Consider the following 25,573-nt stretch of genomic DNA (forward strand, 5'->3'; position numbering starts at 1 on the left):
CCGCCCCCATGGCGAGAGACGTCTAATTTTGTCGTTTTATACCTATAACTCCATGTTACACGTTTCTGTTGCTGACGGAAATAGTTCTTACATGATATTTTAACGCCAAAAAAGCCACAGGCTCAGCTACCGGAATGCAGACCGGAGTATGACCTGTGACTTTTTGAATTTGTTGACTATGTGTTTTCTTTCTCGTTTCCTTAAGCTTTTCCAACGACCTGAGCCAGTTTCTGCACGATGCCAGCCCAACCCTGCTCCATCCGTTCACGAACCATGGCATGAGCTTGTCCAAATTCAGTCAGTTTGTCCGCGTCCCAACCACTGTGAATCAATGTAAAGTCAGTGTCTTGTCCTTGCTCCGTCAGTTCAAACGTCAGCGTCCAATCCTTACCCCATTGGAATGACAGCTTGTGTGACGGCTGAACTTCCGTGACTTTGCACGGTGATTTTCCAAAGGGTCCTGCTTCCAATATAAATTCATGCCCTTCCACCGGCTCCAGATTACTTGGCATAAACCAAGATTCCAACCCCTTCGACGTGGATACAATCGCCCATACTTTCTCTACAGGTGCGTGAAGTATTAGTTGTTCCCGAATATCTGGTAATGCACTTGAAGATTCCATGATATCTCTCCTTCTAAATGGATATAACTCATTGTTCAAGATTAGATGTTCTGTGTCAAATATATTCTGCTAACAACAGGTACTCTGTTGACCATCATTGAAGACAAACCTATAATTGGAACATATTACATAAAAGGTGTGTGATTCCTTATGATAGTCTGCTCTGAAAATTTCAATTCCAACCGTTGCCGGAAGGGATAAACATTTCGTAGCTATTCCCTTCCACATTCACATTCTTATTCTAATTATGTTGTGGAGGAAACGTTACATGTCTTTTAGTTATTATGGTCCGTTATGTACCGAGGTTTATAATGCCACCAAACCCGTTGGCCAATCCCTTGAAGGCGATATTGAATTTTACCGTGATTATCTGATGAACTGCAATGGACGCATCCTGGAAGCGATGTCCGGTTCAGGTCGAATGCTGATTCCATTACTTGAGGCTGGTTTGAATGTAGATGGTCTTGATTATTCAACGGATATGCTCGATTCATGCCGGGCTCTTTGCGCCAAGCGGGGATTGCCCATGCCTGAATTGTTCACTGCTGATCTGGAGACGCTTCATCTTCCTTATCGGTATGAAGTCATTATCATCGCCGCAGGCTCACTACTGCTTATTCAAGACAGACAGGCTTCCATAAAGGCCTTGCGTAATCTGTATCAACATCTGGAACCGGGAGGCCGACTTGTGCTGGACCTCTTTTTACCAGACGTAACGAATACGACTTCACACTACTCAGTTACCTCGACTGTTCAATTACCGGATGGCGATACGATTACAATGGAGAGCAAAGACATCGAAGTCAATATGCTTCAGCAGTACAAAGTAAGTCTGATTCGCTACGAAAAGTGGCGCCATGGCACCCTCATAGCCACAGAATTGCAACAGCTTGCATTACGTTGGTACGGTGTGGAGGAGCTGCGCATGATTCTGGAACAGATCGGTTTCATCGACGTTGTTGTATATGCCGACTTCGATCCCGACCAGGCACCCTCGCGTTCTGATCAGAAATATGTGTTTGAAGCGACACGAGGACTACCCTCGGAAGTGATTTCACTTTCCAATCAAGGCACTAATTGCAGCGAATAGCAGCTGCTCGGTTCGTTAGATTGTAATGACACCAAAAGGGATGTCCTCCGTCATGTTCATGACTTATGGGACATCCCTTTATAATGACATTTATATAAATGTTCTAATTAAGATCAGTATCCACGGGAATATGGCTGTGCAATAGCCGCTTTATCTTTGCTAACACCCAGTTCCAGAGCTGCATGAGTCGCCCAGTAAGGATCGCGCAGCATGCCTCTGCCAACCGCGACCAGATCTGCATCACCGTTGCCTATAACTGCTTGAGCCAGAGCTGAATCCTCAAGCATGCCTACCGCAATGACAGGAACATTCAGTTCTTCACGGAAACGACGAGCAAAAGGCACTTGGTAACCAGGGTAGTTACCCGGTTTACGTTGTCCGGATGGTCCTTCGCCACCTGAGCTAATGTGGAACATATCCACGCCTGCTGCCTGATAGGCACGGGAAATTTCAATGGTATGATCAATGTCATACCCGCCATCAGCGTATTCCACTGCTGAAATCCGCATAATCAGCGGCATATCTTCCGGCATTTCTTTTTTCACTGCACGAATAATTTCGACACCAAAACGGGAAAGATCCTGTCCATACTCATCCTCACGATGGTTCATCAGTGGAGAATGGAATTGGTGAATGAGGTAACCATGTGCACCATGCAGCTCAATGGCATCGACTCCGGCAGCTACTGCACGGCGTACACCGTCCGCAAACTTCTGTACCATGGCTTGTGTTTCCTCAGTAGTTAAAGCGTGTGGTGTATTGTAGCTCTCTCCAGGGAAAGTAACTACCGATGGAGCTACAGGCTGCACCGCATCCTCCGCTTTACGTCCGGCATGCGCAATCTGGATGGCCACCTTGGAGCCATAAGCGTGAATGCCATCCACCAGCTTGGTAAAGGCAGGAATGTGTTCGTCTGACCAGATGCCCAGATCATTGTCGGTAATGCGTCCGTCCGGATCAACATCCGTCATCTCGATCACGATCAACCCTGTACCCCCAACCGCACGACTTACATAGTGTACCTGATGCCAATCGTTCGGAATACCGTCTTTGGCAGTAACGGAATATTGGCACATCGGTGCCATGACGACACGGTTATTTAGTTGAAGTCCCTTGAATTGATACGGGGAAAATAATTTCTCTGTCATTTCAATTACATCTCCTATTCAATATGATGATATATGTTGAGGCAATTCCTTGTTTTCCAGATCGGAAAACAGCTGCCCATGCTTGCCGCAGTTGTCCTGCTCCAAATCCTCAATAACCATTATGAACCTAACCTATAGAAATACAAGTACGTACTTTTTTGTGAGATAGTACCCTTTTTTATACCTAGTTGACCCTTTCCTCTGATGCATTCACCACAACTCGAAATGACCCCAAAACATGATATGATAGCCATACAGACATACAGGTTATACTATACCCAACTATATTAAACCGAGCCGAAGGAGCGATTACTGGTGAAAGATATTTTAATTCAAAGACTGACAACCTATGCTCAAATGGATACACAATCCGATGAAAATAGTGAGACTTGCCCTTCCACACCAGGCCAGCTGGTCTTGGGTAAATACCTGGTTGAAGAATGCAAATCCATTGGATTGCAGGAAGTGACCATGGATGATAACGGCTACGTAATGGCGACATTGCCATCCAACACAGACAAGGAGGTCCCAGTGATCGGTTTCCTCGCTCATCTGGATACCGCAACCGACTTTACAGGCAAAGATGTCAAACCACAGGTCATTGACAACTATGATGGACAGGACATTGTTCTGAATCAGGAATTGGATGTGGTGTTATCCACCACTGATTTCCCGGAACTGCGTGAATATAAAGGCCACACTCTGATTACAACAGACGGCACAACACTGCTCGGTGCGGACAATAAAGCCGGCATTACCGAGATCATGACGGCGATGGCCTACCTGATTGAACACCCGGAAATAAAACACGGAAAGATTCGTGTTGCTTTTACCCCGGATGAAGAGATTGGCCGTGGGCCGCATAAGTTCGATGTCCCTGCCTTTGGAGCCAAATATGCCTACACGGTGGACGGCGGACCCCTTGGCGAACTGGAATACGAAAGTTTCAACGCGGCTGCTGCCAAAATCACAGTACGGGGCACCAACGTGCACCCCGGCACAGCCAAAAACAAGATGGTCAATTCCGCTAAAATTGCAATGGAGTTGAATCGCCGATTGCCTGCGGAGGAAGCTCCCGAATTCACAGAAGGTTATGAAGGATTCTATCATTTGTTATCTATCGAGGGAGACGTCGAACTGACCAAGATGAGCTACATCATCAGGGACTTTGACCGGGAGAAGTTTGAGAAACGTAAAGCGTATTTGTTGGATGTCGTAAGCGAATTGAAAGGCAAATATGGTGAGAAAAGCATCTCCATTGAATTAAATGATCAATACTATAACATGCGTGAGAAAATCGAACCTGTGCGCCAGATCGTCGATATTGCACACGAAGCGATGACTCGCCTTGATATCGAACCTGTCATTCGCCCAATTCGGGGAGGCACAGACGGTTCCCAGCTCTCGTACATGGGTATGCCTACACCCAATATCTTCACAGGCGGAGAGAACTATCACGGCAAATTCGAATATGTATCGGTGGATAATATGGTTAAGGCCACACAGGTCATCGTGGAAATCGCTCAATTATTCGAACAGCGTGGAGATGTTTAATCCGTATCTAGATCAATAGAACGACAAAGAAAAAAACCTCCACCTGACAGGTGGAGGCAACGGACACCCCCTTTGCCTGAAGAGAGGGTGTCTTTACATTTTTGCCGTACAACAGTTGTGAAAGCAATGCCATCTAACCTTATTTATTCGTACATATTACCTCCCGCAATTTCACGTAACTGCTCCAGATTGCAGATGACAATGTTGCGCTGTTCTTTGCGGATGATATCACGATCGCGGAGGTCATGAATGACCCGGTTCAAGTGTCTATAGCTCGTTCCCAGCATATCCGCCAGCTCTGTCAGTTTAGAGGTCTGGATTTCTTCCGTGATCTGCTCCCCTTGCTCCATCGTGGACAACAAATAGCTTGCAAAACGGCTCTCGACGGGATAGAGCAGGTTGAGACTCGACAGATTCGAGAAGGTATATAATTTGTGGGTCACATGGCTAAGCATAAAATGAAGAAACTTCGGGTTTTCAGCATATGTATTCTTGAGGTAGCGATAGCTTACACCGAGCAGTAAGCTTTTGTTGACGGATTCCACCGTGTTTTTGGCTTCCTTGCCATTGACCAGCTCCAGATCACCTACCAGCGCAGGCGGCATACTAAAACGAAGTAACAAAGACTTGCCATTGGGCAGTGTTGTATAAATCTTAAGTTTACCTTGGACGAGAAAATATAATCGTTCGGGACGTTCACCTTTGGCACATATAATCTCGCCTTTGGAAGCTTCGAGCAACCTTAATTCAGCAAGTGCAGGTTCGTCGAGCACCTGATCCAGGCCATGCTCCCGCGCAAGCTGGCGCAGCAGTCCAAAGTCCATGATTTCTCTCATCTCGGATACCCCCCTGTCTAGATCTACATATGCAATGGACACATGTTCCATAAACGATATAGACCAGACAAATATCTTGATATAAAAATAGTTACAACTAGATTTTATATCCAATACATTCATTTAAATGGGAAACACTTTAAAATCCAGCCTTCAAAATGACAATATTTTATGAAAAAAGGAGTACATGATAGCGCACTCTTATCCGATGAAAGATAAAGCAACAAGCATAGTTACAACTGCTATTTTAGAATTCAAATAAAGAAAGGATGGTTCTACCTGTTATGAACGTTGTAGATGCTCTTTTGAAAGTAATGCCTTATATCCGAATGATTCTTAGAGAACCAGCCAGTCTAACGGTGTATGATCACGAGAAGGTACTGTATTCTGTCTCCACCGATAAGTTTAATCTCGGATTCAAAGAAGGCGATCCTCTCTTGGATGGATATAAGAACTTCACCGCTCTCACGAACGGAAACGAAGCCTCTCTGACTCACCTGCCGGCAGAATACTACGGTATCGAGCTGGATGTCCTTAATATACCGATCTTTGATGATAATCATCAGGTCGTTGCTATTTTCTGCGTATCGTATGATCAATCGAACCAAAACCAGCTTGAAGCTATTATACAAGAAAACCAAACCATTAATGGAAACCTGGTTGACATGGTCCAGCATGTTGCCGCTCATGCGGAAGAATTGCAAGCCACCAGCGAACAGATTCTGGAGAATACACGCCTGGCGGTTAAGAATTCGTCTCAGATCAACAAGGTTGCCGGGTTCATTCGTGAAATCTCGGAACAGACCAACTTGCTTGGGCTCAATGCCGCTATCGAAGCTGCGCGTGTAGGTGAAGCCGGAGTTGGCTTTGGTGTGGTCGCAACGGAAGTGCGCAAACTTTCTGTCGATGCCAAACAGGCTACCAGCGATATTGATATCAGCTTGAAAGATGTACAAGAGGTGATTAAACAGATGGAAGTCGAAGTATCCCAGATTGCAGCTTCTTCTCAGGAGCAAGCCACACTTGTATCTTCTTTCACGGATGTCATCGAGAAGCTGAATGAAGCGGGAGAACGCATGAAGTCCCTGTCTGAGCAACTCATCAGTTATTCTGTGAACGATTAGGGAAATAGAATAAACAGGACTTGGAATCCCCGTCCCCGTGACGGAAATTCTAAGTCCTGTTTCATTTGTCTTTTTATCGCGGTGTACGTGGAGTTCCTACCACCTCAGCCTCAGACTCCCAGCATTCGACTTCACCCGGAATGTGAATACGGTCCCGAGTAAAGATCGGATCACGTCCTTCGGCCTTTTGTTTCTTGTAATCCTTCAGCGCATCGAATGTCACCTTGGACAGCATCAGGATGGCAATCAGATTCACCACAACCATCAGACCCATGAACAGGTCGGCCAGATCCCATACCAGCTGTACCTTGGCAATAGCACCAAACAGCACCATCGCGATGACACACACACGGTATACCCACAGCCAGACTTTATTGGATTTGATAAACTCAATATTGGTTTCCCCGTAGTAATAATTCCCGATGAGCGTACTAAAGGCAAACAGGAACACCATGACTGCCAAAAATCCGGATGCCCATGAACCGATATGCACACTTAATGCCGCTTGAGTTAACTCAATCCCACCCAGATTGGAACCTTTGTACACACCTGATAACAAAATAATCATGGCCGTGCTTGTACAAATAACCAAGGTATCGGTCAACACGCCAAACGCCTGAATAAGCCCTTGTTTGACCGGATGTGTTGTATCCGCTGTAGCGGCAGCATTGGGTGCACTACCCATACCCGCCTCATTGGAGAACAAACCACGTTTAACACCATTCATCAGCGCGGCTCCAAGTGTACCACCCGCGACCTGTTCAATGCCGAAGGCATTTTTCACAATCAGCGCAATCATGGCAGGAAGTTGTGTGATGTTCGACAGAACAACAAATGCAGCCACACCAATGTACAGCACAGCAAGAACAACAACGATGTATTCAGACGCCTTGGCAATCCGTTTAACACCACCCATAATGATTCCCGCGAACACAACGGCCATAATTATGCCTACAGTCAACCGATCGATGCCGAAGGAATTATTGAATGCGACTGTAATCGTGTTGGACTGCACAGCATTAAAGACCAAACCGAACGATAACGTAATGAGAATTGCGAACAATATCCCCATCCATCGTTTCCCAAGGCCACGCTCCATATAATAAGCCGGTCCTCCGCGGAATCCGCCCTTATCTTTGATTTTATAAATTTGAGCAAGCGTACTCTCCACAAAACTCGAAGCCGAACCAAAAATCGCGATAACCCACATCCAAAATACAGCCCCTGGTCCCCCCAGTGCGATTGCCAGTGCAATACCGGTAATATTCCCGGTTCCCACGCGGGCTGCCATACTGATACAGAATGCCTGAAACGGCGAAATTTTGCCGGGCTCCTTGCTCTTTGGCTCCTTGAGCACTTTCACCATATCCCCAATCATGCGGAATTGCATGAACCGGGTCTTGGTCGTAAAATACAAACCACATACGACCAACAAGATGATTAACAGCTTGGACCACAGAAAATCATTGAAAACTGCAATAATATCTTGTATTGTTTGCTCCATTGGCTATGCCCCTTTTCGTTGACGGTTCGTTAAAAAGCGTTCCCCAGCTGTATGACTGGGCGAAAAATTCTCATACTACTTCATAAAGGCATGCAGTTCTATCGCCCCAGACGGACAGATCTCTGCTGCAGTACGATAGTTAAGAGATCGTTTGCACCATTCTGCACATCTCGGAATCCACATTTTCGGATGTTACCTATACTACAGGGGCATCTACGGAAACCGACAAATACCTACACGGAAACATTTAAATTTTTTATAAATAAGCAACGTTTATCCATTCATTGTCACTTTATCTGACATATTCGTCTGCATACACGGGTCTTCACATCGAGATATACAACCAAGTATGATATAGGGGACCATTAATAGCAGGGAAAGATCATTTATAGATGCAGAGAACGAAATATATAGGAGTACAGTCAATCAGAAAGGAGGACCACGGAAATGCGTTATTTTATTGTGGATGATGATCCTGGGGTTCGATCCATGCTAATGGATATTATTGAAGATGAGGGACTCGGTGAGATTGTGGGAGAAGCCGAAGATGGGGCTCATATTCAAGCTGAACTGTTGGAGCTTCATAAGGTGGATGTACTGCTAATTGATCTGCTCATGCCGCAGCGAGACGGGATTCAGACGATACGTGCACTTGAAGGAAGGTTCAATGGCAAGATCGTGATGATCTCCCAGATTGAGTCGAAAAATATGATTGGGGAAGCCTATTCGCTTGGCATCGAATACTATATTACGAAGCCGATTAATCGACTGGAGATCCTGTCTGTTCTGCGTCTGGTAGACGAGCGTCTGCGTATGCAGCAATCCATCGCAGATATTCAGCGTACGCTGCAAGGACTGTCCAGATTACAATCTTCTGAACGTGCTTCAACACCGGCCCCCGACAAAACGATCACGACAGCAGGACATTTCCTGTTATCCGAGATGGGCATGATCGGAGAAGCCGGCAGCAGAGATCTGCTGGACATGCTGGAATACCTGGAGCAGATTGAAACGGAGGAACATAAACTCTCTCCATACACGTTCCCGTCACTTAAGGATATCTTCCAGAATGTAGCCATACGCAAACTGGGTTCCGATGCCACATCAGCGGAAATAACGAAGGAGATCAAGGCATCTGAGCAGCGCGTTCGCCGGGCAATTTTCCAAACATTAAGCCATGTCGTATCGCTCGGACTCACGGATTACACACATCCGAACTTCGAGAATTACGCGTCAAAGTTCTTTGACTTTACGGAGATTCGCAAGAAAATGCTGGAACTGCAAAACAATGTGGAGCCCTCCTTGTCCCAGACCCGCATTAACACCAAAAAGTTCGTTCAGGTACTTTATCTGGAAGCGAAGCGGCTGTTGCATTAAAGAGTAACAAAAAAAACATGCGCTCATGATTGAACTGGAATGATACAGCATTCGATCTTCCTGCTGCCTATTCCAGCTATTATCATGTGCGCATGATTGCAAAAAATAGCTCATCTATATCCATCAAGCCCTCGGCTTGCTTAGATTCATTCGATTATACTCATTGATCAATTCATCCAGTACCATGGACTGCTGAAGCACATCGGGATGCCCAAACCTACCCTCGTTATGCTCTACCAACATATGAAGGTTATGTCTGGCTTTCTCTATTTGATTTTTCAATTCCAAACTCATAACCATCGCTCTAATCCCTCCCTATTTCTGTGTTACATTTTAGGTTTTCCTGTCAATCTATAGTTGGATTAACATATGGCATAGTTCGCATGGATGTTTTGTATCCTTCTCCAATTTTTGAAAGTCTCTATAGCCATCTCTAGAAGACGATGAGAAAATGGCTCTGCAACGCCTAATTGAAGGTTGGCTTACAATTTCACGAGCAAATTATCCCCACTAACTTCATATTCAAACAGTTGTGTCATTATTGTGTATGTTAAAAAAACCAATCTCTTCGTTCTTAATCTTTAACACGAGCCTCACAAGGGATCGGATAATCATCCCAAAGGTAATAAAATCCCTTTTCATATGTAATTCATTCAGGTACAATAGGGCGATGTGTGTGTCCGGACCAGGCGGATACGAAATAAGAAGTATAGAGGACGATTCAGTTCGAACGGATCATCCTGATTTGATTATTTGGAGGCTCATCAACACCATGCAAACCGATTCACAGACTAAAGTCAAAATCATAAACGCCGATCCCAGCGCAATGGGATTATTTGGGTTGGCCATCGTCACTCTGGTCGCTTCTTCCCAAAAACTTGGCATTACAGACGGCCTTAGCTACGCCATTCCTTGGGCGATTTTCCTAGGTGCATTTGCCCAATTGTTCGCTTGTATTCAAGATTCCAAACGTAACAATACCTTTGGCACAACTGCCTTCGGCGCATATGCATTCTTCTGGTTCGCCATGGGTGCCAACTGGCTGATCAAAATGGGCGTGTTTGGCTCCACTCTTGCGGAACAGGCAGATGGAAAGCAGCTCGGATTTGCTTTTGCCGGATATCTCGTGTTCACCCTGTTCATGACGCTGGGTGCCGTTGAAGCCAACAAAGTATTGCTCATCATTTTCATTCTCATTGACTTCCTGTTCCTTGGCCTGACCTTTGACGCTTTCGGCGTAGCTCCTCATATCTTCCATACCATCGCAGCTTATGCTGAAATGGGAATCGGAATCGTGTCGTTGTACGGCACAGGTGCTTCCGTACTGAACGCTCACTTCGGCTATACGTTCTTGCCTATCGGCAAGCCGTCTGGCATTTTCAGACCCAAGGCTTAATATACAACATCAAACCGCCAGCGCGCCGGTCCGCGCCTGGCGGTTTTTTTTGAATCATGCTTCACTTGAATAGGGATACAGCTTCTTTTTTACTTTTTACCATTTTTTTCATTGCTTTTTCTGAAAAAAAAGTATAATATTAACATGTATTAGACAACATTATACTAGGTGAGGGAGTTTATAACAAATGAGAAACAAAGCAAGATCCGCAGTTTTATCCTTAGCACTAGCCGCAACTTTGGCGATTCCAGTAGTAGTTAGCGCTGATAGCGTCCAGCTAAATCCGGCAGATGAGACAACGCCACCAATTGTTACTCCGTTCGCTATTGGTAACACACAGCCGCTCACAACTGTGAGCTCTGCTTCTTCTACCGCCCCCGCTTCTTTCTCGGTTCCAGCTGGTTACGGACATGGTAAATTCTACTTCCTAAACAATGGAACAAGCAATCTAACTGTTACGATGCAACACTCATCAGGATTAGAGTATATTGCAGCTACTGTTAAGCCGGGAGCAGCATATACTTGGAGAAGCACGGCGGATTATCCGCAAGGTATGCGCGGTGGTGACTATAAAATCTCATTCCATTGTTCCAATGGTGTAAATGTAAAGTGGTCTGCATTCGCTTCCAATAGCGCCACTGAAGCTAACGGATAAAACATTAAAATCCGTTACGACTGATTATTCACAAAAAAGGATTCGAGGCCATTATCGGCAGCTCGAATCCTTTTTTGTGTATTCGAAATGTAACAGTGTATGACAGTCTATTATATTGGTACATCAGACGGCATGTCGTCGACGCTAGAAGCGCCCTAGCTTCCGATAATATCGGTGAACGAGCAGGACTCAAGCAGTCGGCTATTGCCCGTCTGGAGAGCTCCGCGCAGATTCCGCGCTTCGATACGCTCCAGAAGGTGGCTTTTGCACTTGGCTTGCGCTTTGAACTGGTTCCTGATGGCGAGGAAGAAGTGACCGACACCTATACTAGAACTAACATATAGAGAGGATGGACGCGGCATATCTTGCAACGTCCATCAGCCATACTGTCAAGAGGACTACAAAGAATGAGAGAGATACCTAAACCTACGGAATTAGATCAAGTGGAGAGAAAGTATGTGCGCGAAACACGTTGTTTCAAGACGGCAAGAGTATTTCCAACCGATGTAAATAACCATAATACCTTGTTTGGCGGCAAACTCATGTCCTATATCGATGACATTGCATCCATCGCCGCATCCAAGTTGTGCCGGGTAAATACCGTTACGGCTTCGACCGATTCGGTCGATTTCTTGTATCCGATTAATCCGACGGATTCGGTGACGTTGGAATCCTTCGCATCGTGGACGGGACGAAGTTCGATGGAGATTTTTGTGAAGGTGATCCGCGAGGATCTGAAGACGGGGGAGAAGAAGATTGCGGCGACCGCATTCCTTACCTTTGTCGCTTTGGATGAAAATAACCGTAAACTCATTGTTCCTCGCATCATTCCGGAGACGGAGGAAGAGAAGAAATTATACGACTGCTCCAGCCCGGGCGGCCATGCGGAAACAACGGCGGGCAGAAAGCAAGAACTTCGCCGACTTCCTCACCGTTAGTTATCCTTGGGAATAAGAGAATCAGGCACGCTATTCAGTCCTGAAGCATGCGTTCATGAATGGTCCGGCCCTTCTGCCCTGGTTCAATCAGGAGACGGGTCGGTTTGATATTAATGAGCGCAGTCAGCTGTTCTCCCATGTAGTGGGAAGAATACTTGAAACCAATCTCCGCCCAATGCATAATCACACCAACGGTTGCAGATACCAGGTAACTTAGCATGATGTCGTAATTAATAGTGTAGTTACTATCTTCGGTCACCAATATAAAATCTTCGGTTAAATATGTTCTGAACATGTTGCAGAGTCTGGTTCCCATATCCCCATGCATCGTCATCAAGGCCCGAAAGATATCTTGATGTGCTTCAATATATTCAAATACAGGCATCGTTGATGGCAGCAATGCCGTCATATCTACTTCTTTTAACTCCGCATATGGTGATGCATAAGCTTGCCCCACACCCTGCATGAAATCATCCAGAATAAATTGCAGTAGCTCGGGCTTGCCTGGAAAATGTAAATAGAACGTTCCCCGGTTGTAATCCGCCCGCTCCGTAATGTCACGAATCGTGACGGCTTCAGCTCCCTTTTCCAATATCAAAGACACTGTCGCAGCAATGATGGCATCCTGCGTTCTTCGTGCCCTCCGATCCTGAGGGTGTTCGATAATCAACATTTCCACCTCCTCTGTCCATTATTGTAACCTAAATGAACACCGCTTACATCCCTGTCCGATAGCTGACATATGCGATGTCAATGATGATTGTCACATTTCTATGTATATCTTAACATTAAGACAGGAACGATAGACAACAGGTTGAACGTTTACTCACAGTTCACCTGATTTCATTTTATAAGGAGCGAATACATGATGAGTACATCATATACCCAAACAGCCATTATTACAGGAGCAGCCGGAGGCATCGGTAAAGAATTGGCACGTCGCCTTGCTGAACGCAAAATCAATCTGGTGCTGGTCGATCTGAACGAAGAAGCCATCCAACAAACCATCACGGAACTGGAACTCGACAAAGAGCACGTCATTGCGGTGAAAGCAAACGTATCTCAAGAATCCGACGTGAAAAATTATGTGCAAAAAGCACTGGATGCTTTTGGCCGAATCGATTATTTTGCCAACAATGCCGGGATTGAAGGTCCAACCGGACTGATCGAAGATCTAAGCGTTGAAGCCCTCGATCTCGTATATAACGTTAATGTGCGCGGTGTATTCCTTGGTTTGCAGAACGTCATCCCTGTCATGAAAAAACAAAAATCTGGTGCGATTCTGAATACCTCTTCCCTTGCAGGTCTGATGGGTGCTCCAGCCGTATCTCCATATATTATGTCCAAACATGCCGTGGTTGGCCTCACGCGTACCGCTGCGAATGAACTGGCACCTTATGGTATTCGGGTTAACGCGGTATTGCCGGGCACTATTAATACCCGCATGATGCGCCAAATCGAAGCAAACTCCGGTAATGTGGAAGATTATCAATCCGCTACCGTATCCGCAATTCCAATGGGCCGCTACGGTGAACCGGAAGAAGTCGCAGCCATCATGAACTTCCTGTTGTCCGAAGAAGCTTCGTATGTCACCGCTTCCCTCTATACTGTCGATGGCGGTATGATGGGGCAATAAGAAGAATAGGGCTAGTCCAACGGGGCTGGCTGGTTAAAAGGTTTTTCCGAATGTACAATCAAAATGACCTCAAATTCCACAATAACGTGGAGGCTGAGGTCATTTTTTTAATAGATTGATTTAGATTTAGTCCACGTAGCCTGCGAGACCTTTTTCCATCAAGTAGTCCATTTCAGCATCCAGAATGCCTTCAACGGTCAACTCATCCAGTTTCACATCTTTGCGGCTCAGAATGTAGTCGGCCAGATCGTCACCATCGATATCCACATCGCCTTTGGCATTTTCATGCGCTTTGTTAATGTACGCCTGCTCGTGCTTCAGTACAAGAGCGATATTCGCTTCGCTTGCCTTTGTCTTCTCTGCAATATATGCCTTCATTTCCTGTTCATTAATTGAATTTGCTTCAGTCACGTTAAGTCAGCTCCTTGATTCATACGTTCTGTTGCCATTGTAGCATAGGTTAACCCACAACAGTCATGCCTTATTCCTTACCCCTAAGATAAACGAACGTAAAATGTTGCGCCTTCCCCTACCACACTGCGGGCATAAATTTCACCTTTATGCTGCTCCACGATCGATCTTGCAATCGCAAGACCCAATCCATGTCCACCATGTTTCCGTGCTCTGGAGGCATCAGTACGATAGAAACGATCGAATATCCGGTCCAGATGTTCAGCAGCAATGCCCTCTCCCGTGTTGGAAACGGCCAGTACAACATCATTGTTATGTTTCTTAAGCGATACGTTGACCGAGCCTTTGGCTCTGGAGTATTTCACAGCATTATCGAGCAAAATCAGAATGACTTGCTTAATCTGTTCGCTGTTGCCATGGACCATGAGCTGCGGCTCAATGCTGTAGTCCAGAGATATATTTTTCTCAAAAATCACGGCCTCCATCGTTAAAATAATGTTCTCCACCGCATCGCTCATATTGAATTTGGCATGAATCATCGAGGATCGCGAATCATCAATTTGAGTCAGATATAACAGATCATTCGTCAGTCCCGACATGCGTTCCGTCTCCGACTTGATGTAATGCAGCCACTTGGCCTGATTCTCAATCGTATCCTCCCGGTTCGCGAGAAGCACATCCGTGTTGGTATTGATGATTGCCAGCGGTGTTTTCAACTCATGTGAAGCATCGGCTATGAACTGCTTTTGCTTCTCGAAGGCTTCCTTGACCGGGGTAATGGAGCGATTGGCGAAATAGCGGCTCAGGAAGAAGATAACGATCAGCATAATCAAACCTACAACAGCAAAAGTATAAATCAGATTCGTAAGGATGCCCTGTTGGGCCGTCACATCGATGAACACAATCATGTGCCCTGTGCTGCTCGGGTCGATCACATAAGCCCAATCGGTTCCATTCAGCGTGAATTGTCCGGTCTTACGATCCAGATCGTTAACCTTGTTCACCTTTTGCAAAGCTTCAGTATAGAACGTGTCATCCATATCAAACCTGGAGTGCGTATCCGTGATTTTCCATTCACTGTCCGTCTTGATCATGAATGATACGGAGCGTCCCGGCGGCGAGTTCGGGTCACTCCCCGGCGCTCCATTGGCAATGGAATCCGATGGCTGTGATCCTGTCACTGAATCCCTGTCATCACCACGCGGCATCTTGCTGGAGTTGTAAGGACCATGATAGAAATCCGACACTTTGAACAGCTCCATGTTGGTTTCCCGCTGTACATTCTGGTACGTAATGATGTAGATCGTAGCAAAGGCAACCAGCATCATAATCGAGATGGATACCAGATTCACAATCAGAAATCGGTTTCTGAGTTTCTTGAACATCAGGCCGTCACCTCAAGTACGTACCCCACACCCCGAATCGTATTGATGCGGACCGCGGAGTTCAGGAAGGTTAATTTCTTGCGTAAAAACGAGATGTACACCTCCACATTGTTATACTCCACTTCCGAATCGAACCCCCACAACTTCTCAATAATCTGCTCTTTGGAAGTAATGGCCTGTTTGCGAGTGATTAACAGTTCCAGCAGTTCATTTTCCTTCAGATTCAGCTTGATCTCCTTTCCTTGAACACTCAGCTTCAGCTGCGTGGTGTTCAGTTCGATGTCACCAAACTTCAGTCCATCCTCTGGAACGACTTCTCCCTTCCTTCTCAGGGCTGCCCGAATCCGGGCGAGCAATTCCTCCGTGGCAAAGGGCTTTGCTATATAATCATCCGCTCCATAATCCAGCCCAGTCACTTTGTCTGAAATTTCTCCTTTGGCTGTGAGCAGAATGACAGGCGTATGATTGCCTTCGCTGCGCAGTTTCTTCAGCACGGTAATTCCGTCCATTTCCGGCATCATGATGTCCAGCAACAACAGATCATAGATTCCACTCAGCGCATAATCCAGACCCGATCTCCCGTCATGCACCATGTCTACAGAGTAATTGTGTTTTTTCAATATTTGCGATACGGCTTCTGCCAAATGAACCTCATCTTCCGCAATAAGTATTCTCATCGGTTCTTCATTCCTCTGCATGAATTGGTTTCGATATAAGTCAATCTATTATACCAACGATTGTAGCAACCGAACCTTGAATCAATCTTAATTTCAGTTTTTTCGCGAACTATTAAAGGAAGGTAAAAAAAGATCAACGGAATGTAAAATCATTTAAGATTCATTCAAGGTTGGCGCTCTAAGATACAGACATGGAAGCAATACACGATGCAACAAAACATGGATGAAAGGACTGAACCCCAATGGCAATTGAAGTATTCAACCGATATGAGAGCAAATATCTCCTGACAGATGAGCAATACGAGAACTTCTACACCGATCTGCTGAAGTATATGGAGCTGGACGCCTATAACAAGAAACACGAATTCTACTCCATCAGCAACCTGTACTTCGATACTCCGCAGGATTCCCTAATCCGCGCCAGTCTCTCTAAGCCCAAATACAAGGAGAAGCTGAGACTGCGGGCATACGGAGTTCCTGAAGAGAATGCGAAGGTATATCTGGAGATCAAAAAGAAAGTATTTGGCTTGGTAAACAAACGCCGAACTGCCCTGAAGCTGGATGAAGCCTATGCATTCGTTCAGACAGGCAAGGCTCCTGATCTCGCCGATTATATGAACAAGCAGGTTATCGAAGAGATCAAGTATTTCCTTCGGCTGTACGATCTGGAGCCAAAAGTATATCTGGCGTATGAACGCAAGGCGTTGTTCGATAAGAACAGCCGCGATCTCCGAATCACCTTTGACACCAACATCCGCAGTCGCAGATACGATCTGAAGCTGGAGCAAGGAGATTACGGTGAACCTCTGGTGAAAGACGGTCGCTGGCTGATGGAAGTCAAAGCCGAAAAAACCGTTCCGATGTGGCTCTCCCAACTGTTATCCGAACACGGCCTATATCGCACCGGATTCTCGAAATACGGCAATGAGTACAGACATCTGGCCAGAACAACCAACCTGAACTACCAGACGGAGCGTATACTCGTGCCGGGTACAGACTTTAACCCATCCATAGAACAAGAAAAAACAATCACAGAAAGAGAGCGTGTCCTGTATGCTTGATTCCATCTTTAGTTCTGCACTAACCGATACAACTCTGACCTTCAGCAATGCCATTATTACCATCGGCCTTGCCATCATTATGGGGGCCATTATCAGCCTGACATACATGAAGACGAATCAGAGCACATACTCCCAAAGCTTTACACTAACCATGGTTGTCTTGCCAGTCATCGTAGCCATCATCATTCTTCTGATCGGCAGCAACATTGCCCGTGCATTCAGCCTCGCCGGTGCCTTCTCCATCATCCGATTCAGAAGTGCGCCTGGTGACCCGAAAGATATTGCTTATGTTCTGTTCACCATGGCTTCGGGTCTTGCCTGCGGTGTAGGCGCATTCGGTTATGCTGTGTTATTTACCATCATCCTGTGTGTACTGATGTTTGTTCTGAGCCGCTTCAATTTCGGAGCGAAGAAAAGCCAGCAAAAAACATTGAAGGTGACCATTCCCGAAAATCTGAGTTACGAAGAAGCACTGGAAGAGGTATTCCACAAATTCAATGTCGTGCATGAACTTAAAAAAATCAGAACAACCGAGCTTGGCAGTCTGTACGAGCTGGTCTACAACGTGACCATTCATGAAAGTGTCAATCAAAAAGAATTTCTCGATATGATCCGTACCCGAAACGGTAATCTGGATATTTCATTAACCATGAGTCCAACAACCACTGAATATTAAAATTCGAAGGGAACGATAGAATATGAAAAAGAAAATCATAACTGGCAGCAAACTGTGGTCCGTCGCCATGATTACAGCAATGGTTACCGCTTGCAGCGCTCCGGCTGCAACCAGCAGTACGGCAAACGCCGCCGTGTCAACGACAGGGACAACCAAAACCGTATCCGTCAGTGAACAAACCTCGGTGAAATATGCCGATCTGGTCACGATGGATGCAGACGACACCAATGTGAGCTGGAGTGCAACAGATTCTACAAAGATTAAGTTGAACGGGACGACCGCTTCCATCACAGGATCGGGTGCAAAAGCAGCCAATGGATCGGTAACCATCTCCGCAGCGGGTACCTATGTACTTAGCGGCAAGCTGACCGATGGACAGATTGTGGTCAATGTTGCAGATAAGGGCACTGTACATCTGGTGTTAAACGGAGCCACAATCAATGATAACGATAGCGCAGGTATCTATATCCAGAAAGCGGGCAAAGCCATCATTACGCTGGAGGAAGGCACCGAGAATGCCGTCTCCGATGGCAAAACATACGTATACGCCGACGATACAACGGATGAGCCAGATGCAGCAATCTTCAGCAAGGCAGACCTGACGTTTAATGGTACAGGCAAGCTGACGGTGACAGGTAACTATAATGAAGGTATTACGAGCAAGGATGATCTAAAAATCGTCAGTGGCACAATTAACGTCAAATCGGCCGATGACGGCATCAAAGGTAAAGATATGGTTGCCATTCAAGCCGGTACCATTACCATTGATTCAGAAGGTGACGGCATTAAATCCACCAACCACACAGATACAACCAAAGGTTTCGTAGCCATTGCTGGAGGTACATTTAACATCCAGAGCGGCAGCGACGGCATTCAAGCGGAAACTGCATTGGTTACGGATGGCGGCACATTTAACATCGTAACCGGAGGCGGCAGTGCCAATGCACCAGAAAAAGTAGAAGAAGGACCATTTGGCGGCGGTGGCGGTGGCGGCTGGGGTGGCGGAACACCTCCAACGGATATGGGTACACCACCGGATGGAGAACCACCCGCTGATATGCCGAGCAATAATGGAACGAACGCTACAGGTACAGCACCATCCGGCTCGACCAATGCACAAGCACCTGCTGATTCCAATGCAGATGCAGACACAAGCACAACAACAGAAGAAGAAACGACGAGCGCTAAAGCACTTAAAGCCGGCGTGGATCTCACCATCAATGGCGGTACGTATACGATCGATTCCATGGATGACTCTCTGCACAGCAACAACAATGTGACTGTCAATGACGGCAAGTTCAGCATTGAATCGGGCGATGACGGCATTCATGCAGATCAGGCGCTTACGATCAACGGTGGAACAATCGTGATTGCCAAGAGCTATGAAGGTCTTGAAGGAGCAATCATTACTCTGAACGATGGAAATGTGGATGTCACTGCATCAGATGATGGCGTGAATGCGTCGGGTGAAATCACAGCAACGGATGAAGATGCCGATGCTGCGACGTCTACAGATGACAGCACGCAGGCAGAAGACACTACTGCTGCTTTCAACAACTCTGTTACTGAGACGAAAGGCACAACATCAACTACCGATCTATCCAATCAAAGTACGAACGCGGATAGCAATGGCCGTCCACAAGGTGGTGCGCCAGGTGGAATGATGGGTGAATCTGCCAGCAACAGTGAACTTCATATCAACGGTGGTTCCCTTACCGTCAATGCTGGCGGCGATGGACTGGATTCGAATGGCTCCATCTATATGACAGACGGAACCGTCATTGTGAACGGTCCAACAGACAATGGCAACGGCGCGCTGGATTATGACGGTGACTTCGAGCTCAGCGGCGGATATCTGGTCGCAGCGGGAAGTTCGGGCATGGCTCAGGCCACATCTGAAGCATCGACTCAAAATACCATTGCCATGACGTTCCCTGAAACGCAAAAAGCAGGAACACTGGTACATGTGGAAGACAGCGAAGGCAACAATATCCTGACCTTTGCTCCAGCGAAAGACTATCAAACGGTAGTTGTCAGCTCCGCGGATCTGAAAAAAGACGGTTCTTATGTGATCTACTCCGGCGGATCATCAACTGGCAAAGCAGTGGATGGACTTTACACAGACGGAACGTATAGTGGTGGAACCAAAGTGGTTGCCTTCCAATCCACAAGCAATGTAACTTGGGTGAATGAATCTGGTGTAACAACTGCCAATTCAGGTATGGGTGGTCCAGGCGGAGGTCGTGGCCAAGGTGGATTCGGAGGCGGCAGAAACAGAACAGAGTCCGGTACATCAGGTGCAACAACCAACACCACAGGTACAACGGATAGCGCAAAATAAGCTAAGATTCCGACCATAAATGACCCACATAAAAAGATGATTTAAAAAACAAGGGATGTCCCATAAGTCATGAATATGACGTGGGCCATCTCTTGTTTTTGATATTTTGTTCTCTAACGAACCTGGTACACGCTATTCACTCCCATTTCCCTTGGTTTGAAATCTAACGAATCGAAGTGGCGTTATTTCGTCAATTGGGCCGATTTTGTAGGTTCTGACAACGTATTGTGAAGGAATAACGTTGCTGAGGTTCGTTAGGCACTCAAAACGTATAGACATACACCTTCGTACGCAGCGTATCCCGGCATGTAATCGTCCGTAGCGGTATCTTGCCTGGCAATGCAAAACAGACGCTAATTACCTTTGCTCCCGGCGGCAGCTCCCGATTGAATTTGTCCACGAGTCGGTTCATCGCTCCAGGGAACAAATAACAGATGACGCAATCTGCGTGTTCATATGAACTCGTATAGATGTCGCCACGGATGAATCGCAGCCGCCCCTCCAGAGAATGGCGCTTTCCCTTCGCTCGCCGTAAGCGAACACTTAGAAAAGCAATCCATTGGGAGGCCCATAAAGGAATGATAGAATTTTCAATGCCCGTTAGCCGTTTGCCTGGGCAATGCCTTACGACGTCCAGTGCGAGCGTTCCCCACCCGGAGCCTGCTTCAATGACGTCGCCGTAACCGGGAATGCGGTTGACCTCCTGAATGACTGTCTGCCTGACGATGCTGGATGTGGGCATCGGTGAGATTCCATTTTTCCAACTGACCAGCACGATGGAAATTACAGATATAAGTGTCACCACAGCAATCAGCCATGGTATAAATTGAAATATGAACATAACCTCAACCCTTTGGAGTTTAATTAAGAGGCGGCATTTGCACCTTCATCATAACAAAAGAAGCTTCCCCAGGTCTAAAAAACCTGACAGAAGCTTCCTTCATGTTATTCTATTTTGGTTTAATCTCATTCCATCCCGCTGCTCATTTCACTCATTCAGTCCGGCACATGGGACTTCATGTATACACCCTTTTTGTACACCGATTTAATTGTAAAATGAACTCCCAGCTTGCGATTCGTCCGGTAGATCAACGAGTTGATCTCGTCAATCCCTACAGACTCACTCTCCAGCATGCTTCGCTCCGGCCACACTTGGCCGACAATCTGCTCCCGTGTCACAAAGTGATCCAACTGGCTGTACAATAGCTTGAACAGTTGGTACTCCTTCTTGGACAGTGGAATCTCCACTTCTCCAATCTGCACGGTTTGCAGGTGATCCTGTAAACGCACGCCCTCGCCCAGCAGGTCAGATAGCCGATATTCTCTCGTTTCTTCGAGATCCCCTTCTACGCGAAGCTGAATCAAGCCGTTGACCAACGTCAGGCTGTCTCCTTCGGCAAAAGGGTATTTCTCATAAGGAACGAGACGCTGCCCGTTCAATTCCGTTCCATTTTTGCTATCCAGATCCTCAATCCACAGTTGCTGCTGCACATCATAATGAATGCGGCAATGCCGCTTCGATATCAACTGATTGTAGACAGACAAGTCCAATTCATCTCCACCCGTGTAACGCCCCACTGTAATGGAACGCCCCTGGCTGACATAAGCGAACGAACCGTCACTTTCCTGCCCTGGCGTACGAATGACGATTTTTGCCGTCTCCCGCATGTTATTCTCCCACCTTCAAATATCACTCTATCTCTATGAGCGTTCCGTTCATAAATAATGATAAATTCATCAGATTTGTTCCATTGTTTGCATCCATAATAATTTATATAGTGTATACAGGCATCGTTATATGCTTTTCTCTACTATACCAGACGTTGTGCCTTTTTTCTCATAACAGTCGTATGCATGCCTTAGCCCAATCAACAAGAGAGGTCCCTCATATGAACAAAAAAAACATTTTCATATATGTGCTGCTCGCCTTCACCCTGTCCATTACATTAACTGTGCTCTCCCGCATCAATGATGATCGCGGAGAATCATTGAAAGGCATACCCGTAACCGAAACATCATGGTTGCAACTGAATACCCAGCCGTAAGTATACTCTATTATAACGTGATCAACAGAAAAAACGTTTCATGAATGTCATCTTATGCTGGGTCATGCCACCCTGAATGAGGATCATATCTTAATCCATTCAGCAGAATAAGGCCCCTGGACGCTAACAACCAGCGCTCAAGAACCTCATTTTAATGCATTTTTAGGATATGGATACCGATAAGTTCATCCGATTATGACTTTTGTCAGAAGCGATGTTGCAACGGCATTCCCTGCACTTAACGCCGCTTTTTGCTGATACCAAATTTCCTCCACCCATAGACAATGAGCGCTACAGGGCCAGCAATCCATAACAATTGCCATAACATGATACTCAGGTCAAATCCCATGTTGCATCCCTCCCCCAAAGATTGTGAATACTGCATCAACTATCCTTAAATTGGTTCTTTTCATCCTCCGGCAGATCGGATTCATCAGACTGTTCGGTCTCTCTAACATGAATTTCCTCCATCCGGCTTGACACCTTCTGATACAGATAAGAAATTCCAAGCAACAGTACGCCAAAGCTGAAATAGGCAATGATCTTGCTGCCCGATGTAAGCAATCCCACATCATAGAACACCATTTTCCCGGTGGAAAACAACGTCAGTCCCAGACCTAGGCGCCGAATCATTACATATTTTCTGCGGAACCCATAGGCAATGTACAGGATCGCAAGCAGTAGATAGATTAGGCTGAATAACAGCCCTACATCTCCCCACTGGAATTGGATCGTCAGAAACACAGTGATGACACCCAGCAGATAGACCCCTGCGATAACCGGATACCATTCAATGCTTTTGAACTGCCCGCGGATTGCCGTGATTAGCAGATCTCTTCCAGCAAAAAACACGCCCACATTAAATATGATTAATACAAGTAAACCTACGACTTCAGCCGCGGTGTGCTGCTGAACATCCGGCTGCAGTGCCGGCATGGATAACGTTACTGCCAGAGCAATACAACAGCCCACCGCATGCAGGAAAATGATATAACCCTGCACGATCCGATCACGCAAAAGCCTCACTTTACCCAATCCATAGGCCATGGCAATGGTCAGCGCAGCGAACATCAGCCATTTGTAGAACAGGTATAACAGAAATGAGTCATCGACTGCTTTCATATACAATTCATTTGATTCATACAGCACATATAACCACAGATTGGCGAGTGTGACGTACTTGAATGCATTCAAGAAGCCAAGCTCTGTCTGGCTATAATGATACTTCTCCCCGGATAGGGAGCCGTTGCGATCCAAGGCGTAATAGAGCGTAATAAGCAGCGCACCCAGCGTAATGCAGGAGTATTTTAGCATGAAATAGGATTGCTCCCCCATGATGAACAGCACCAGCACGTCATAGTACACAAAGGTGAACATGCACAGAAGCACGATTCCCCATCCAGCACGTTCCACCAATTTGAACCGCTTCAGATGTCCGAGCGTAACCAGCAGAACTCCTTCGATCAGCCAACCCATAGACAGCCACTTCGCACCAAACTGGAACGGTATAATCAGAATGGCAAAAGTCAGGGAAGTCACGTAGAACAATAGAAGGGTCTGCTTTTCCTGAGGCGTCCTCTGCTGGATAAAACGGGCGAGTCCGAAATAGACCAGAGCGAAAATCAGAGCTAGCAAGCCTTGTGCGTCATTCCAGCCCGCTGCATCGAACAATACATACAGCATCAGGCAGCTGATGCTCGTATTCATGGCGAGCAAAGCAAAGTCCCACCAGGTTAACTTCACCCGATGTTTGAAGGGATACGCAAGTGTAATGCCGAGATATAATGCAAATGTCATAATGGAATACACCATGCCGATCTTCTCACTTGGTGAAAGCCATAACAGGATGAGCATGGACGGTGTGTTGAACAGAAAACTGATATAATGCACAATCGGCCACCGTTTGCCAAATGAAATCAAAACAATAATTCCGTTTAAGAGCAAAAGATAGATCATGGCAACATAAACAGCCGAACCTTGAAGACCGAAATAGGCCATGTAGGAGATTAACGGCAGATACCCTCCAACCAAGCCAAGTGAACAGATGGTCCTGGACTGATACCTCAACGATAGCAGCACGGATATGGCCGAAACCAACACTGACAAGGCAAGTCCCGTATATAACCCGATGATATGCAATAAAAAATAGCTGTAGAAAATGGAACCAAACAGAACAGAAATCCCGCCTCCGAGCAGACCCATCGCGAACGTCTGTCTTTTACGCCGGAATAGCCATTCTCCCCCGGCAAGCATTAGCGCACCAAGCAGGAAGAACGCTCCGCCTTTCACCTCATCGCTGAACCAGGTCGCGTATGAGTAGCGAAAAGCCGCCCCCACACCAAGAATAATGAGCAGGATGGCGACCTTGTTGATCCAGCTTAAGCCAATCTTCATCTCCATCCGGTTCTGGCGAATGCGCCGCTGAATGGTCTCTTCGCTTAAACCTTCCTCCGCCATATGCTCATATCCTTGTTGCATCTGACTGCGTAGTGCCTCTTCTCTCTCCCACAGGGTCTGTCTATGCGCCTCAATTCGTTCCTGCACCTCAGCAGCCAGATGAGCAATTCTCTCCTTCATCTCACGGGCATCACCCTGAAATTCCTCTGAAGCCCTGTTGAATATGGCATTTAAATTCACTTTGGCGCGATGTTCATGCGCCGCGAGTCGATCATTATGTACACTCGTCTTCCCTCGAAAATACGTCTCCATCTTCTCCTGGGATACACGAATAAGATTCAATTTCTCATCCAGCATCTGTTCAGACAGAGCCATCCGAAGACGGGCATTCTCTTCCTCCATCTTGCGAGTGCGTACTTCAAGCTGTTGCAGCTTGAGTTGATGCGCTTCATATTGCGCTCGGAGCTGTTCATTCTGTACGATCAGATCATCCGATTGATACTCCTGAAGCAGGGCATTATATTCCTTTACCAGCTGCTTCTGCTGCTCCTGAACCTGGTGAAGCCGATCCTTGAACTCTTTCATGAGCTTCCTCCGTTGGTTTATGTTGAATTCATTACCTATATTTTACTATATGTATGCCATAAAATGGGGTTTCAGGAATAGAATCATTTAACCGTTCTCTGCGGATCGGAAGTC

24 protein-coding genes and 1 pseudogene are annotated in these 25,573 nt (G+C 46.3%); 13 read left to right on the forward strand and 12 right to left on the reverse strand.

From position 1 onward, the window contains the following. Positions 1-200: 200 nt before the first annotated feature. On the reverse strand, positions 201-623 hold the full coding sequence (locus RS891_RS30355) for an SRPBCC family protein (RefSeq protein ID WP_315793998.1): 423 nt from the start codon (positions 621-623) through the stop codon (positions 201-203). Positions 624-891: 268 nt separating this feature from the next. On the opposite strand from RS891_RS30355, the gene RS891_RS30360 reads away from it, so the two are divergent. Further along, complete coding sequence (locus tag RS891_RS30360; RefSeq protein WP_113053133.1) at positions 892-1,713, forward strand: class I SAM-dependent methyltransferase; 822 nt, start codon at positions 892-894, stop codon at positions 1,711-1,713. A gap of 113 nt (positions 1,714-1,826) precedes the next feature. On the opposite strand, the gene RS891_RS30365 is transcribed toward RS891_RS30360, so the two are convergent. Continuing rightward, a complete protein-coding gene (locus RS891_RS30365) occupies positions 1,827-2,861 on the reverse strand; it encodes an NADH:flavin oxidoreductase/NADH oxidase (protein ID WP_113053134.1) in 1,035 nt (344 codons plus the stop codon). A 315-nt stretch (positions 2,862-3,176) separates the two neighbouring features. Here RS891_RS30365 and pepT point away from each other — a divergent pair, with 315 nt between their 5' ends. Then, positions 3,177-4,415, forward strand: a complete 1,239-nt coding sequence (pepT, locus tag RS891_RS30370) for a peptidase T (RefSeq protein ID WP_315793999.1) — start codon at positions 3,177-3,179, stop codon at positions 4,413-4,415. Positions 4,416-4,558: 143 nt separating this feature from the next. Here pepT and RS891_RS30375 read toward each other — a convergent pair whose 3' ends face one another. After that, positions 4,559-5,251, reverse strand: coding sequence for a Crp/Fnr family transcriptional regulator (locus tag RS891_RS30375; protein WP_163755665.1), 693 nt, complete (start codon positions 5,249-5,251; stop codon positions 4,559-4,561). 284 nt (positions 5,252-5,535) lie between these two features. Here RS891_RS30375 and RS891_RS30380 point away from each other — a divergent pair, with 284 nt between their 5' ends. Next, the gene (locus RS891_RS30380) at positions 5,536-6,375 is read left to right on the forward strand and encodes a methyl-accepting chemotaxis protein (protein ID WP_315794000.1); all 840 of its coding nucleotides are present in this window, start codon (positions 5,536-5,538) and stop codon (positions 6,373-6,375) included. Between the two features lie 73 nt (positions 6,376-6,448). On the opposite strand, the gene RS891_RS30385 is transcribed toward RS891_RS30380, so the two are convergent. Next, positions 6,449-7,879, reverse strand: a complete 1,431-nt coding sequence (locus tag RS891_RS30385) for an alanine/glycine:cation symporter family protein (protein ID WP_315794001.1) — start codon at positions 7,877-7,879, stop codon at positions 6,449-6,451. Positions 7,880-8,326: 447 nt separating this feature from the next. Here RS891_RS30385 and RS891_RS30390 point away from each other — a divergent pair, with 447 nt between their 5' ends. Next, positions 8,327-9,256, forward strand: coding sequence for a response regulator (locus RS891_RS30390; protein WP_315794002.1), 930 nt, complete (start codon positions 8,327-8,329; stop codon positions 9,254-9,256). A 123-nt stretch (positions 9,257-9,379) separates the two neighbouring features. Here the strand turns inward: RS891_RS30390 and RS891_RS30395 are convergent, their stop codons facing one another. Continuing rightward, the gene (locus tag RS891_RS30395; protein WP_024629767.1) at positions 9,380-9,556 is read right to left on the reverse strand and encodes an aspartyl-phosphate phosphatase Spo0E family protein; all 177 of its coding nucleotides are present in this window, start codon (positions 9,554-9,556) and stop codon (positions 9,380-9,382) included. A gap of 472 nt (positions 9,557-10,028) precedes the next feature. Here RS891_RS30395 and RS891_RS30400 point away from each other — a divergent pair, with 472 nt between their 5' ends. From RS891_RS30400 to RS891_RS30415, 4 genes and pseudogenes are all read left to right on the forward strand, one after another. Further along, positions 10,029-10,652 (forward strand): acetate uptake transporter, encoded by a 624-nt coding sequence (locus RS891_RS30400; RefSeq protein WP_062322933.1) that lies wholly within the window; start codon positions 10,029-10,031, stop codon positions 10,650-10,652. 187 nt (positions 10,653-10,839) lie between these two features. Continuing rightward, positions 10,840-11,307 (forward strand): hypothetical protein, encoded by a 468-nt coding sequence (locus RS891_RS30405; RefSeq protein WP_315794003.1) that lies wholly within the window; start codon positions 10,840-10,842, stop codon positions 11,305-11,307. 74 nt (positions 11,308-11,381) lie between these two features. After that, positions 11,382-11,651, forward strand: coding sequence for a helix-turn-helix domain-containing protein (locus RS891_RS30410; protein WP_315794004.1), 270 nt, complete (start codon positions 11,382-11,384; stop codon positions 11,649-11,651). 99 nt (positions 11,652-11,750) lie between these two features. Beyond that, positions 11,751-12,261: pseudogene (locus tag RS891_RS30415) on the forward strand (acyl-CoA thioesterase). 18 nt (positions 12,262-12,279) lie between these two features. Here RS891_RS30415 and RS891_RS30420 read toward each other — a convergent pair. Further along, on the reverse strand, positions 12,280-12,918 hold the full coding sequence (locus tag RS891_RS30420) for a TetR/AcrR family transcriptional regulator (RefSeq protein WP_113053142.1): 639 nt from the start codon (positions 12,916-12,918) through the stop codon (positions 12,280-12,282). Between the two features lie 195 nt (positions 12,919-13,113). On the opposite strand from RS891_RS30420, the gene RS891_RS30425 reads away from it, so the two are divergent. Next, the gene (locus RS891_RS30425) at positions 13,114-13,881 is read left to right on the forward strand and encodes an SDR family NAD(P)-dependent oxidoreductase (RefSeq protein WP_113053143.1); all 768 of its coding nucleotides are present in this window, start codon (positions 13,114-13,116) and stop codon (positions 13,879-13,881) included. A 126-nt stretch (positions 13,882-14,007) separates the two neighbouring features. On the opposite strand, the gene RS891_RS30430 is transcribed toward RS891_RS30425, so the two are convergent. The 3 genes from RS891_RS30430 to RS891_RS30440 all read right to left on the reverse strand — a co-directional run bounded on the left by RS891_RS30430 (position 14,008) and on the right by RS891_RS30440 (position 16,354). Then, positions 14,008-14,259 (reverse strand): hypothetical protein, encoded by a 252-nt coding sequence (locus RS891_RS30430; protein WP_029880845.1) that lies wholly within the window; start codon positions 14,257-14,259, stop codon positions 14,008-14,010. A 116-nt stretch (positions 14,260-14,375) separates the two neighbouring features. Further along, on the reverse strand, positions 14,376-15,677 hold the full coding sequence (locus tag RS891_RS30435) for a sensor histidine kinase (protein WP_113053144.1): 1,302 nt from the start codon (positions 15,675-15,677) through the stop codon (positions 14,376-14,378). Next, positions 15,677-16,354 carry a response regulator transcription factor gene (locus RS891_RS30440; RefSeq protein ID WP_113053145.1) on the reverse strand — a complete coding sequence of 226 codons (678 nt, stop codon included), beginning with the start codon at positions 16,352-16,354 and terminating at the stop codon, positions 15,677-15,679. The genes RS891_RS30435 and RS891_RS30440 overlap by 1 nt, the downstream gene beginning before the upstream one ends. Positions 16,355-16,596: 242 nt before the next feature. Between RS891_RS30440 and RS891_RS30445 the strand changes: the two genes are divergently transcribed. The 3 genes from RS891_RS30445 to RS891_RS30455 are packed head-to-tail and all read left to right on the forward strand — an operon-like array spanning position 16,597 to position 20,432. Beyond that, positions 16,597-17,415: a polyphosphate polymerase domain-containing protein gene (locus RS891_RS30445; protein WP_113053146.1), complete on the forward strand. Its 819-nt coding sequence runs from the start codon at positions 16,597-16,599 to the stop codon at positions 17,413-17,415. Further along, positions 17,408-18,091, forward strand: a complete 684-nt coding sequence (locus tag RS891_RS30450) for a DUF4956 domain-containing protein (protein ID WP_315794005.1) — start codon at positions 17,408-17,410, stop codon at positions 18,089-18,091. The genes RS891_RS30445 and RS891_RS30450 overlap by 8 nt, the downstream gene beginning before the upstream one ends. A 22-nt stretch (positions 18,092-18,113) precedes the next feature. Further along, on the forward strand, positions 18,114-20,432 hold the full coding sequence (locus tag RS891_RS30455; protein ID WP_315794006.1) for a carbohydrate-binding domain-containing protein: 2,319 nt from the start codon (positions 18,114-18,116) through the stop codon (positions 20,430-20,432). A gap of 262 nt (positions 20,433-20,694) precedes the next feature. On the opposite strand, the gene RS891_RS30460 is transcribed toward RS891_RS30455, so the two are convergent. Both RS891_RS30460 and RS891_RS30465 read right to left on the reverse strand, forming a co-directional pair. Further along, entirely contained in the window at positions 20,695-21,273 is a 579-nt protein-coding gene (locus RS891_RS30460) for a class I SAM-dependent methyltransferase (RefSeq protein WP_315794007.1), read from the reverse strand. Between the two features lie 155 nt (positions 21,274-21,428). Next, entirely contained in the window at positions 21,429-22,100 is a 672-nt protein-coding gene (locus RS891_RS30465) for an FHA domain-containing protein (RefSeq protein ID WP_113053150.1), read from the reverse strand. Between the two features lie 221 nt (positions 22,101-22,321). Here RS891_RS30465 and RS891_RS30470 point away from each other — a divergent pair, with 221 nt between their 5' ends. Further along, positions 22,322-22,477 carry a hypothetical protein gene (locus tag RS891_RS30470; RefSeq protein WP_181586560.1) on the forward strand — a complete coding sequence of 52 codons (156 nt, stop codon included), beginning with the start codon at positions 22,322-22,324 and terminating at the stop codon, positions 22,475-22,477. A gap of 384 nt (positions 22,478-22,861) precedes the next feature. Here RS891_RS30470 and RS891_RS30475 read toward each other — a convergent pair whose 3' ends face one another. After that, on the reverse strand, positions 22,862-25,459 hold the full coding sequence (locus tag RS891_RS30475; protein ID WP_315794008.1) for a DUF2339 domain-containing protein: 2,598 nt from the start codon (positions 25,457-25,459) through the stop codon (positions 22,862-22,864). Between the last annotated feature and the right edge of the window lie 114 nt (positions 25,460-25,573).

This window comes from Paenibacillus sp. BIC5C1, from assembly GCF_032399705.1.
Lineage (GTDB): Bacteria > Bacillota > Bacilli > Paenibacillales > Paenibacillaceae > Paenibacillus > Paenibacillus taichungensis_A.